Source organism: Streptomyces endophyticus, assembly GCF_035798155.1.
GTDB classification, from domain to species: Bacteria; Actinomycetota; Actinomycetes; order Streptomycetales; family Streptomycetaceae; genus Streptomyces; species Streptomyces endophyticus.
The window spans coordinates 1-11,391 of sequence record NZ_JAOZYC010000027.1; the positions used below are offsets into that span (position 1 = coordinate 1).

Consider the following 11,391-nt stretch of genomic DNA (forward strand, 5'->3'; position numbering starts at 1 on the left):
GCCCGGTCCGCCCCCCGCGCCCGCCACGGTGTCCGGTGCGCCGCGGGAGACCCCCGTCGAATCCACCACCCGGCTGCGCCCCGTGCCGCCCGCGCCGGCGAGCCCGCCCGTGCCCGGACCGCCGCCCGCGATGCCGGGGCCGCGCATACCGCCGCCCCCGCCCCAGCCTCCGCGCCGCCCCGTCGGCGCGGTCGACCTCACCCCGCGCCCGGAGACCGCCGGACGGCCCTTCGTTCGGTTCGCGCCCCCCGAGCACTACGACGACAGCACCACGCTCCTGCGCCCCGTCGGCGCCCGCCTGAAGCCCCGGACCGCGGCCATCGCGGCCTGCCTCGTGCTCGGCCTGGGCCTGATCGGCGGCGCCACGACGGGCTCCCTGCTCAGCGGCGGCGACAGCGGCCCGCCGTCCGTGCAGACCGCGTACCGCGAGGCGGGCCAGCTCTGGCACGGCGTCCCCGTCGACCAGCTGTTCCCGCGCACGCTGAAGGGCGAGGGCGCGGGCCCCGGCCGGGCCGGCCGCACCTGGACGCGGATAGCGGTCGCCCCCGATACGACCTGCGCGGACGCCTTCGACCCGCTGCTGCACAAGGCGCTGCGCTCGGCCGGCTGCCTGCGCCTGCTCCGTGCCACGTACACCGACGCCACACAGAGCGGCGTCACCACGGTCGGCCTGATGTTCACCAAGGCCGACGCGGAGGCCACGAAGGCGCTGCGCTCCCGCTTCCTGGAGCAGGGCCTGGACCGGCGCGACGACCTCATCCCCCGGCCCTACGCCGCCAAGGGCACCCTCGCCGACGGCTTCGGCGACCGCCAGCGCGCGTCCTGGGCGATCAACATCCTGACCGACGCCCCCGTCGTCGTCTACGCGGTCTCCGGCTTCGCCGACGGCCGCACCGTCAGCGAGCCGCAACCCGCCGCCGACGCCATGAAGCCCGGTGCCACCAGCGCCCCCGCCCAGGCGGGACTCGGCCACGACGCGCAGGGCGTCGCCGACCGGATCGAACGCGACCTGCGCAAGACGGTCAAGAAGACCGCGGACCGGGACACGGAGCAGTAGCCATGAACCGCCAGCACATGATCGCCGCGATCGGCACCGCGGCCGTCCTCGCGCTGCTCCCCGCCACCGCCGCCCACGCCGACTCGGTCCGCTCCCAGCAGTGGGGCCTCACCGCGCTGCACACCGACGAGGCCTGGAAGACGACGCGCGGCAAGGGCGTCACGGTCGCCGTCCTGGACACCGGCGTCGACGACGAGCACCCGGACCTCAAGGGCAGCGTGCTGCCCGGCAAGGACCTCATCGGCTTCGGCGCCGAGCGCGGCGACCGCCCCTGGGCCCGGCACGGCACCGCCATCGCCGGCATCATCGCGGGCCACGGGCACGGCAAGGGCGACGGCGACGGCGTCATGGGCGTGGCCCCGCAAGCGAAGATCCTCCCGGTCCGGGTGATCCTTGAGGACGGCGACCCGTCCCGCGCGAAGGCCCGCGAGACCCGCGGCAACGCCCTCGCCGACGGCATCCGCTGGGCCGTCGACCACGGCGCCGACGTCATCAACCTGTCCCTCGGCGACGACTCGAACACCGCCCACCCCGAGGCGAGCGAGGACGCGGCCGTCCAGTACGCGCTGAAGAAGGGCGTCTCCGTCGTCGCCTCCGCTGGCAACGGCGGCGAGCAGGGCGACCGCGCCTCCTACCCGGCGGCGTACCCCGGCGTGATCACCGCCACGGCCGTCGACTCGACCGGCACCCGCGCCTCGTTCTCCACCCGCCGCTGGTACGCCTCCGTCGCCGCGCCGGGCCGCGGCATCGTCACCGCCGACCCCGACCGCAAGTACTACTCGGCGTGGGGGACGAGCGCCGCCTCCGCGTTCGTGTCCGGCGCCGTCGCCCTGGCCCGCGGCGCCCACCCCGGCCTGAGCCCCGCGCAGATCAAGAAGCTCATGGAGGACACGGCCGACGATCCGCCCTCCGGTGGCCGCGACGACTCCCGGGGCTTCGGCCTCGTCGACCCGGCCGCCGCGATCACCGCGGGCGCGAAGCTGAAGCCGCAGCGCCTGACCTCGGCCTCGTACGGCGAGAAGTACTTCGGCCCGGGACCCGACGACGACTCCGGCGGCTCCGTCGCCGCCTGGGCGGGCGTGCTCGCGGGCACCGTCGGGGTACTGCTGCTCGGGGTGGCCGGCTACCTGTGGCGCGGCCACCGCCTCACGCGCCGCCGCTGACCACCGGCACGGCGGCCCTCGCCACGTCCTCGACGAGACCGACGCCCGCGGCCTTGGTCGCGCTGCCGTGGGAGACGACGGCCACCAGGTACCGCTGTCCGTCGACGGTGACCCGCCCGACGCTGTTGATGACCCACAGCCCCGTGGTGCTGCGCCGCAGCCACCCGTTCTTCAGCGCGGCGCCGCCGTCCCCGACCGCGGACACGCCCCACGCCTGGTCGCTCTCCACGTTGCCCATGAGCTCCTGGACGTACGACCGCGACTCCTTGCTCAGCACGAGATCCTCGCCGACCCCGAACACCTGCCCAAGCAGGGTGAGTTGATCGACCGCGGTGGTCTGCGTGAGCCCCCACAGCGAACCGTCCCCACCGCTGGTCCCGGTGAGCCCGAGCCGCTCGTTCGCCGCGTCGAGCCCGTCGGCCCGGCCCAGCTCGTTCCACAGCACGGTCGTCGCGTCGTTGTCGCTGCTCTCGATCATCGCGGTGGCACACGTGCGCTCCCGCGTGGTCAGCGCCCGCCCCTCGTCCTGCGCCTGGAGCAGCAGCATGGCGAGCACGCCGACCTTCACGATGCTCGCGGTGTCGTACGTCCCGTCCCCCGAGGCGTACGACGCGCTCGTCCCGTCGGTCTCGTTCAGGACGGCGACGGAGACCTCGCCCTCGTGTCTCTGAGCGACCGCCGTCACGGCCTTGGCCAGCTCGGCGTCCCTGCGCACGGCCACGGATGGCCTCCCTATCCGTCCCACTTTCCGTCCCAGGGTCCGCCGAGGATCCGCCCTCAGCCGCTCGGTAGGCTCGGTGAACGTGGCGAACAAGAACATTCCCGACCCCGGCTTCTCCGACGACGACGGTACGGCGGACCCGCACCTGACCGAGGCGCTGGCCGCGTGGTCGCGGGACCGCACGGCCCACGGCCCGGTCCTGGCGGCGCTCAAGGGCGCCCGGCTGCTCGTCCCCGTGGTCGCCGTGCTCGGCGAGGTCGAGGAGGACGAGAACGGTCTGCGCCGCGAGAAGACGTCGGACATGGCCGTCCCGACGCTGAAGGCCGCCGGCCGCAAGGCGCTCCCGGCCTTCACCTCGACCGCGTCGCTCGCCCTCTGGGACCCCGAGGCCCGCCCGGTGGCCGTCCCGCTGCACCAGGCGCTCCAGGCCGCCGCCCACGAGAAGGCCGACACCGTCGTCCTCGACGTCGCGGGCCCCGTCCCGTACGAGCTGACGGGCCCGGCCCTGTACGCCCTCGCGGAGGGTCGCACCGACGCGGATCCGCTCGCCGACCCGGCCGTCAGGGAGGCGGCGCGTGCGGCGGTCGCCGCCGAGCCGTCCGTGGCCCGCGCCTATCTGGGCCCCGGCCAGGCGGACGGCACCCTGGCCCTGGTCCTCGACGCGGGCGCCGACGTCCAGGCCACGGCCCGGGCGCTCGCCACCCGCATCGCCGCCGACGAAACACTGAGGGCCCGCCTGGTGCGCGGCCTCGATCTGGCACTCCTGCCGACCGGGGCGACGTCGCCGGGCGAGCCCCTCTACGTACGTCAGTGATGTCGGCTACGTACGTAGTACGTAGCCCTTTGCTGTTCAGCCGTACACGGCGCCCGTGTACTTCTCGCCGGGGCCCTTGCCCGGCTCGTCCGGCACGACCGAGGCCTCGCGGAACGCGAGCTGCAGCGACTTCAGGCCGTCCTTCAGGGGAGCGGCGTGGAAGGAGCTGATCTCCGTAGCGCTGCCGTCGAGCAGGCCCGCCAGGGCGTGGATCAGCTTCCGTGCCTCGTCGAGGTCCTTGTGGGCGTCGCCCTCCTCGGTGAGGCCGAGCTTCACCGCGGCGGCGCTCATCAGGTTCACCGCGACCGTCACGATGACTTCTACGGCGGGTACCTCGGCGATGTCGCGGGTCAGCGCGTCGTAGTCGGGGCTGTCGGTTGCGGGGGTCGCGTCACTCATGGGCCCCACGATATGTCGCGCGCACTCGATTGGGCGCACCCCCCAAGTCCTGCTAACCTTGTGTAACGACCGGCCGGTGGCACGTCCTCGCGGATGAAGTGACCGGCCCACAAGTGGAGGCTCCGATCTCCCACCTGACCGCCCGACCAGGGCGGTGGGTCACCGGTCAGACGGTCACCGTCGTTCCGTACGGACGACGGAATCGTCCGATTTTGCGCCCCGCGGTTCACCGTGGTGGTGCTCCGGTATTTCTTGGAGCCCTGCCTGTGTACCGTCCGGGGCATTTTTTTGTGTTTCGGCGCGGTTGGTACTTACGTCACAAACGTACGCGGCGGTCCGCCAGGCCGTCGTGTGGTGCTACCGAGGAGGATCCATCAGCGCCGAGCCCCGCATCAACGACCGGATTCGCGTTCCCGAAGTGCGACTTGTCGGTCCTAGCGGCGAGCAGGTCGGGATTGTTCCGCTTGCCAAGGCCCTTGAGCTTGCTCAGGAGTACGACCTCGACCTGGTCGAGGTGGCGGCGAACGCCCGTCCGCCCGTCTGCAAGCTCATGGACTACGGGAAGTTCAAGTACGAGTCGGCCATGAAGGCCCGTGAGGCGCGCAAGAACCAGGCGCACACGGTCATCAAGGAGATGAAGCTCCGGCCGAAGATCGACCCGCACGACTATGACACCAAGAAGGGTCACGTCGTCCGGTTCCTCAAGCAGGGCGACAAGGTCAAGATCACGATCATGTTCCGTGGTCGCGAGCAGTCCCGTCCGGAGCTCGGCTTCCGACTGCTGCAGCGTCTCGCGAACGACGTCCAGGACCTCGGGTTCATCGAGTCGAACCCGAAGCAGGACGGCCGAAACATGATCATGGTTCTCGGTCCGCACAAGAAGAAGACCGAGGCGATGGCCGAGGCCCGCGAGGCGCAGGCCGCCCGCAAGGCCGACGCGAAGGCCAACCCCGGTAAGTCGCAGAACCTTGCCGAGGACCAGCTCGACGAGGACCAGGTCGACGAGGACCTCGCCGAGGCACCCGCGGAGACCCCCGCCGAGGCTCCGGCCGAGGCATGATCCGTGCGGCGCACAGCCTGTGCGTCACGGATACCAACTGACACAACTGACGTTCCATCACGGCCGGTTCGCGCCACGCACGGACCGGCCGGGAGCGCCACTGACGAGGAGAGAACGGCGCCATGCCGAAGAACAAGTCGCACAGCGGTGCCAGCAAGCGCTTCAAGATCACCGGCTCCGGCAAGGTGATGCGTGAGCGCGCCGGCAAGCGCCACCTGCTCGAGCACAAGTCGTCCCGCGTGACGCGTCGCCTCACCGGCAACGCCGAGATGGCCCCGGGCGACGCCGCGAAGATCAAGAAGCTTCTCGGCAAGTGATGTACGGGCGTCTCCACGCCCTGTACGTCAGCTAGACCGGGACCCATTCGAATTCGGGCCGGGTGACAACAACCCCGGCCCCGCTACAAGGAGTTAACAGTGGCACGCGTCAAGCGCGCGGTGAACGCGCACAAGAAGCGTCGGGCGATTCTCGAGCAGGCCAGCGGCTACCGCGGTCAGCGTTCGCGCCTGTACCGCAAGGCGAAGGAGCAGGTCACCCACTCCCTCGTCTACAACTACAACGACCGCAAGAAGCGCAAGGGCGACTTCCGTCAGCTGTGGATCCAGCGCATCAACGCCGCTGCCCGCCAGAACGGCATGACGTACAACCGCCTCATCCAGGGTCTGAAGGCCGCCAACATCGAGGTGGACCGCAAGATCCTGGCCGAGCTGGCCGTGAACGACATCAACGCGTTCGCCGCCCTCGTCGAGGTTGCGCAGAAGGCGCTTCCGGCTGACGTGAACGCGCCCAAGGCTGCGTGAACGCTCCGCTGAGCCGTATGTGACGTGGGACCCGCAAGCCGTGTGGCTTGCGGGTCCCACGTTGTTCGGGCCCCGTCACCGCATGCCGCACCGCGCGGGGCTCCGCCCCGGACCCCGCCGCTCAATCTCCCCCAGCTAACGCTGGGAGGTGCCCCCTGCGGGGGCTCAAATGACACCGGAAAGTTAGGCGCATGGTCGCAACGCCCGAGTTGATCTCTTCGAAGTCGTCCCGCGTGGTCGCCGCGCGGAGGCTCGCCAAGCGGAACTTCCGGGGGAAGGAGCGGCTGTTCCTCGCCGAGGGGCCGCAGGCCGTGCGGGAGGCCGCCGCGCACGGCGGGCTCGTCGAGATGTTCGCGACCGTCGACGCCGCGGAGCGCTACGCCGACATCGTCGGGGAGGCCAGGGACGCGGGCGCCCGGGTGCACCTCGCCGAAGAGGACGTCATCGGCGACATCTCCACCACCGTCACCCCGCAGGGCCTCGTGGGTGTCTGCCGGTTCCTGGACACGCCGTTCGAGGAGATCCTGGCCGCGCGGCCCAAGCTCGTCGCCGTCCTCGCGCATGTGCGTGACCCCGGGAACGCCGGGACCGTGCTCCGGTGCGCCGACGCCGCGGGCGCCGAGGCCGTCGTGCTGACCGACGCCTCCGTGGACCTCTACAACCCGAAGGCCGTGCGGGCTTCCGTCGGTTCGCTGTTCCACCTGCCCGTCGCCGTGGGCGTACCCGTCGAGGAGGCCGTCGCCGGTCTCAAGGAGGCGGGCGTGCGGATTCTCGCCGCCGACGGAGCGGGCGAGGACGACCTCGACGACGAGCTGGACCAGGGAACCATGGGCGCCGCGACCGCCTGGGTGTTCGGCAACGAGGCCTGGGGCCTGCCGGAGGAGACCCGCGCACTCGCCGACGCCGTCGTGCGCGTGCCCATCCACGGCAAGGCCGAGAGCCTCAACCTCGCGACGGCGGCCGCCGTGTGCCTGTACGCCTCCGCGCGTGCGCAGCGTGCCCCCGGAGGGTGCCGCTCCGTCATTCCCGGCTAGTAGGGTGACTCTTCCGGATCGACCGCCGGGAGGGGGAGCGCGGGAGATGAGCGTCGTCAACGGCAGCGGCCCACGCGGCCTGACCGGATCCGACGCGTCCGGTCCCGACGGACTCGCGGCGCTCGACGTGCACCCCGACGACCTGCCCGACGGCCTCGTCGTCGCGGACGAGCGCGGCCGCGTCATCTGCTTCAACGCCGCGGCGCAGCGCATCACCGCGGTCCGCGCGGACACCGCCCTCGACGCGCCGCTGGAGCGCGTCCTCCCGTTGGAGGACCTCGAAGGCAGGCGCTGGTGGCAGCTCACCGACCCGTACGGCGGGCTCGCCACCCGGGTCGGACAGCCCGAGCGGAACCTGCTGCTGCCGGGCGGCCGGGAGGTCCTGGTCACCGCGCGTTACGTACGGATCCGGCCGACCGGGCCCGTGCGCCGCGTCGTCGTCTCGCTCCGGGACACCGAGGCCCGGCGGCGTACTGAACGCAGCCACGCCGAGCTGATCGCCACCGTCGCCCACGAGCTGCGCTCCCCGCTGACCTCGGTCAAGGGCTTCACCGCGACGCTGCTCGCCAAGTGGGAGCGGTTCACCGACGAGCAGAAGCGGCTGATGCTGGAGACCGTGGACGCCGACGCCAACCGCGTCACGCGGCTGATCGCCGAGCTGCTCGACATCTCCCGGATCGACTCCGGCCGGCTCGAACTGCGGCGTCAGCCCGTCGACATCGCGGCCGCCGTCTCCCGGCACATCCAGGCGCACGTCGCCGCGGGCCAGTCGGCCGAGCGGTTCCTGCTGCGCGTCAAGCATCCGCTGCCCGACCCGTGGGCCGATCCGGACAAGGTCGACCAGGTACTGAGCAACTTGCTGGAAAACGCCGTGCGCCACGGCGAGGGAACCGTCACCATTGATGTCGAGCCCACCCGGCCCACCGGCACGTCGGTCACCGTGAGCGACGAGGGCCCCGGCATCCCGGAGGAGTCCATGAACCGCGTCTTCACCCGCTTCTGGCGGGGCAGCAAGCGCGGCGGGACGGGCCTCGGCCTCTACATCGTCAAGGGCATCGTGGAAGCACACGGCGGGACGATCACCGTCGGGCGGGCACCCGGCGGCGGAGCGGAGTTCCGATTTACGTTGCCCGTGGCGACGCCGGCGTATCTCACCAGCTGACCGGCAGGGCACCACGGGCGCATTCGTACACGTCACCCCCGTTAGACTCGTCCTTTGGCACGTTTGCGTCCCAGCCTCTCGACGGCCGTCGACGCGTCTGCGGGACCATCAGCCACGCCAATCGGAAGCACGGGAAGAGATGTCGGCACCGAACAAGTCGTACGACCCTGTCGAGGTCGAGGCACTGAAACCGGAAGAGATCGAGCGCGTCCAGGGGGAGGCGCTCGCCGCCTTCGCCGCCGCGGACTCGCTCGAGGCGCTTCAGGAGGCCAAGGTCGCGCACGCCGGCGGCACCTCGCCGCTGGCGCTCGCCAACCGCGAGATCGGCGCGCTGCCGCCGCAGGCCAAGGCCGCGGCAGGAAAGCTCGTCGGGCAGGCTCGCGCCGCCGTCGGCCGGGGCCTCGCCGCCCGCCAGGCCGAGCTGGAGGCGGAGCGGGACGCGCGCGTCCTGGTCGAGGAGGCCGTGGACGTCACGCTGCCCCACGACCGAGAGCAGGCCGGCGCCCGGCACCCGCTCACCACGCTCTCCGAGCGCATCGAGGACGTCTTCGTGGCCATGGGCTACGAGGTCGCCGAGGGCCCGGAGATCGAGGCCGAGTGGTTCAACTTCGACGCGCTCAACATCGGCCCGGACCACCCCGCCCGCGGCACCCAGGACACCTTCTTCGTCCAGGGCGCCGGAGAGGCGCGGGGCGCCGGGAGCGAGGACGAGGCCGGTCTGGTGCTGCGCACGCACACCTCGCCCGTGCAGATCCGCTCGATGCTCGACCGCGAGCCCCCGGTCTACGTGATCTGCCCCGGCCGCGTGTACCGCTCCGACGAGCTGGACGCCACGCACACCCCGGTCTTCAACCAGGTCGAGCTGCTCGCCATCGACGAGGGCCTGACCATGGCGGACCTCAAGGGCACCCTCGACCACATGGTCGAGGCGCTGTTCGGCCAGGGCATGAAGACGCGGCTGCGCCCGAACTTCTTCCCGTTCACCGAGCCGTCCGCCGAGATGGACATGGTCTGCTACGTGTGCCGCGGCGAGTCCGTCGGCAACCCGGACCGCCCCTGCCGCACCTGCTCGTCCGAGGGCTGGATCGAGCTGGGCGGCTGCGGCATGGTCAACCCGAAGGTGCTCGTCGCCTGCGGTGTGGACCCCCAGAAGTACAGCGGATTCGCCTTCGGGTTCGGCATCGAACGGATGCTGATGTTCCGCCACAACGTCGAAGACATGCGAGACATGGTCGAGGGTGACGTGCGCTTCACCCGGCCGTTCGGGATGGAGATCTGATGCGTATCCCGCTTTCCTGGCTGCGGGAGTACGTCGACCTCCCCGCCTCCGAGACCGGCCGCGACGTACAGGCCAAGCTCGTCTCCGCCGGCCTTGAGGTCGAGACGGTCGAGCAGCTCGGCGCAGGCCTCAAGGGCCCCCTCGTCGTCGGTCAGGTCCTGACCATCGAGGAGCTGGAGGGCTTCAAGAAGCCCATCCGCTTCTGCACCGTCAATGTCGGGCAGGCCAACGGCACCGGTGAGCCGCAGGAGATCGTCTGCGGCGCCCGGAACTTCGCCGTCGGCGACAAGGTCGTCGTGGTCCTGCCGGGCGCCGTCCTGCCCGGCGACTTCGCGATCGCCGCGCGCAAGACGTACGGCAGGACCTCGCACGGCATGATCTGCTCCGGCGACGAGCTGGGCATGGGCGACGACGGCAGCGGCGGCATCATCGTGCTGCCGCCGGAGCACGAGGTCGGCACCGACGCCATCGAGCTGCTCGAACTGGTCGACGAGGTGCTGGACATCGCGGTGACCGCCAACCGCGGCGACTGCCTGTCCATCCGCGGTGTCGCCCGCGAGGCCGCCATCGCCTACGGTCTGCCGCTGCGCGACCCGGCCCTCCTCGACGTGCCGACGCCGAACGCCGACGGGTACCCGGTGCAGATCACCGACCGCCTCGGCTGCGACCGCTTCACCGCGCGCACGGTCGGCGGCCTCGCCCCCGAGGCCCGCTCGCCGATCTGGCTCCAGCGCCGCCTGCAGAAGGTCGGCATGCGCCCGATCTCGCTGGCCGTCGACGTCACGAACTACGTGATGATGGAGCTCGGCCAGCCGCTGCACGCCTACGACCGCACCCTCGTGCAGGGCGCGATCGGCGTCCGCCGCGCCGAGCAGGGCGAGCAGCTCACCACCCTCGACGGCGCCAAGCGCAAGCTCGACGCCGAGGACCTGGTCATCACCGACGAGCGCGGGCCGATCGGCCTCGCCGGCGTGATGGGCGGCGCCAACACGGAGATCGCGGACCACGCGGAGGACGCCGGTACCACCGACGTCGTCATCGAGGCCGCGCACTTCGACGCCGTCTCCATCGCCCGCACCGCGCGCCGCCACAAGCTGTCCTCCGAGGCGTCCAAGCGCTTCGAGCGCGGCGTCGACCCGCAGGCCGCGTCGGCCGCCGCCCAGCGCGCCGTCGACCTGCTCGTGCTGCTCGCGGGCGGCAAGGCAGGGCCCGGTGTCACCGAGGTCGTCGCCCCGTCCGGGCCGCACACCATCACCGTCCCGGCCGACCACCCGGACAAGGTGGCGGGCGTGGCGTACGGCCGCGAGACCGTGGTGCGCCGCCTCCAGGCGGTCGGCTGCGACGCGTACGGCCAGGACGTCCTGACGGTCACCGTGCCGTCCTGGCGCCCCGACCTCGTGGACCCGAACGACCTCGCCGAAGAGGTCATCCGCCTGGAGGGCTACGAGAACCTGCCCTCCACCCTGCCGAGGCCCCCGGCGGGCCGTGGCCTGACCGCGCGGCAGCGTCTGCACCGCCGCGTCGGCCGCGCCCTGGCCGGCGCAGGGTACGTCGAGGCGCTCAACTACCCGTTCCTGGGCGAGGGCGTCTTCGACCAGCTCGGCCTGGCGGCGGACGACGCGCGCCGCGACGTCGTCAAGCTGATCAACCCGCTCAACGACGAGGAGCCCGCGCTCCGTACGACGCTGCTGCCGGGGCTGCTCTCGGCGCTGCGCCGCAACGACGGCCGCGGCAGCCACGACCTGGCGCTCTTCGAGACCGGCCTGGTGTTCAGGCCGACCGGCGAGGAGATCGCCCCGGTCCGCCTCCCCGTCGACCGCCGTCCGACCGACGAGGAGATCGCCGGCCTGGACGCCGCGCTGCCCGCGCAGCCGCGCCGTGCCGCCGTCGTCCTCGCGGGCG

Annotated in this window: 12 protein-coding genes; 10 read left to right on the plus strand and 2 right to left on the minus strand. The window is 72.0% G+C overall.

Annotated elements, in window-relative coordinates:
* Both OKJ99_RS05750 and mycP read left to right on the plus strand, forming a co-directional pair.
* Positions 1-1,057 (plus strand): hypothetical protein (locus tag OKJ99_RS05750; RefSeq protein ID WP_326014656.1); only part of this gene is annotated, 1,057 nt, incomplete at its 5' end.
* Positions 1,058-1,059: 2 nt separating this feature from the next.
* Positions 1,060-2,220 (plus strand): type VII secretion-associated serine protease mycosin, encoded by a 1,161-nt coding sequence (gene mycP, locus OKJ99_RS05755; RefSeq protein ID WP_326014657.1) that lies wholly within the window; start codon positions 1,060-1,062, stop codon positions 2,218-2,220.
* On the opposite strand, the gene OKJ99_RS05760 is transcribed toward mycP, so the two are convergent.
* The gene (locus tag OKJ99_RS05760) at positions 2,204-2,941 is read right to left on the minus strand and encodes a serine hydrolase (RefSeq protein WP_407700649.1); all 738 of its coding nucleotides are present in this window, start codon (positions 2,939-2,941) and stop codon (positions 2,204-2,206) included. The genes mycP and OKJ99_RS05760 overlap by 17 nt on opposite strands.
* A gap of 82 nt (positions 2,942-3,023) precedes the next feature.
* Here OKJ99_RS05760 and OKJ99_RS05765 point away from each other — a divergent pair, with 82 nt between their 5' ends.
* The gene (locus OKJ99_RS05765) at positions 3,024-3,755 is read left to right on the plus strand and encodes an SseB family protein (RefSeq protein ID WP_326014658.1); all 732 of its coding nucleotides are present in this window, start codon (positions 3,024-3,026) and stop codon (positions 3,753-3,755) included.
* A 36-nt stretch (positions 3,756-3,791) separates the two neighbouring features.
* Here the strand turns inward: OKJ99_RS05765 and OKJ99_RS05770 are convergent, their stop codons facing one another.
* Positions 3,792-4,154 (minus strand): DUF1844 domain-containing protein, encoded by a 363-nt coding sequence (locus OKJ99_RS05770; protein WP_326014659.1) that lies wholly within the window; start codon positions 4,152-4,154, stop codon positions 3,792-3,794.
* Positions 4,155-4,503: 349 nt separating this feature from the next.
* Here OKJ99_RS05770 and infC point away from each other — a divergent pair, with 349 nt between their 5' ends.
* From infC to pheT, 7 genes are all read left to right on the plus strand, one after another.
* Positions 4,504-5,214: a translation initiation factor IF-3 gene (gene infC / locus OKJ99_RS05775; protein WP_326014660.1), complete on the plus strand. Its 711-nt coding sequence runs from the start codon at positions 4,504-4,506 to the stop codon at positions 5,212-5,214.
* A gap of 122 nt (positions 5,215-5,336) precedes the next feature.
* Positions 5,337-5,531 (plus strand): 50S ribosomal protein L35, encoded by a 195-nt coding sequence (gene rpmI / locus OKJ99_RS05780; protein WP_266721587.1) that lies wholly within the window; start codon positions 5,337-5,339, stop codon positions 5,529-5,531.
* Between the two features lie 99 nt (positions 5,532-5,630).
* Positions 5,631-6,014 carry a 50S ribosomal protein L20 gene (gene rplT, locus OKJ99_RS05785; protein WP_326014662.1) on the plus strand — a complete coding sequence of 128 codons (384 nt, stop codon included), beginning with the start codon at positions 5,631-5,633 and terminating at the stop codon, positions 6,012-6,014.
* Positions 6,015-6,205: 191 nt separating this feature from the next.
* Positions 6,206-7,048 (plus strand): TrmH family RNA methyltransferase, encoded by an 843-nt coding sequence (locus tag OKJ99_RS05790; RefSeq protein WP_326014663.1) that lies wholly within the window; start codon positions 6,206-6,208, stop codon positions 7,046-7,048.
* A 46-nt stretch (positions 7,049-7,094) separates the two neighbouring features.
* Positions 7,095-8,210 (plus strand): sensor histidine kinase, encoded by a 1,116-nt coding sequence (locus tag OKJ99_RS05795; protein ID WP_326014664.1) that lies wholly within the window; start codon positions 7,095-7,097, stop codon positions 8,208-8,210.
* A 139-nt stretch (positions 8,211-8,349) separates the two neighbouring features.
* Positions 8,350-9,489 carry a phenylalanine--tRNA ligase subunit alpha gene (gene pheS, locus OKJ99_RS05800; protein ID WP_326014665.1) on the plus strand — a complete coding sequence of 380 codons (1,140 nt, stop codon included), beginning with the start codon at positions 8,350-8,352 and terminating at the stop codon, positions 9,487-9,489.
* On the plus strand, positions 9,489-11,391 hold a 1,903-nt coding region (gene pheT, locus OKJ99_RS05805; RefSeq protein ID WP_326014666.1), incomplete at its 3' end, for a phenylalanine--tRNA ligase subunit beta. The genes pheS and pheT, both read left to right, overlap by 1 nt.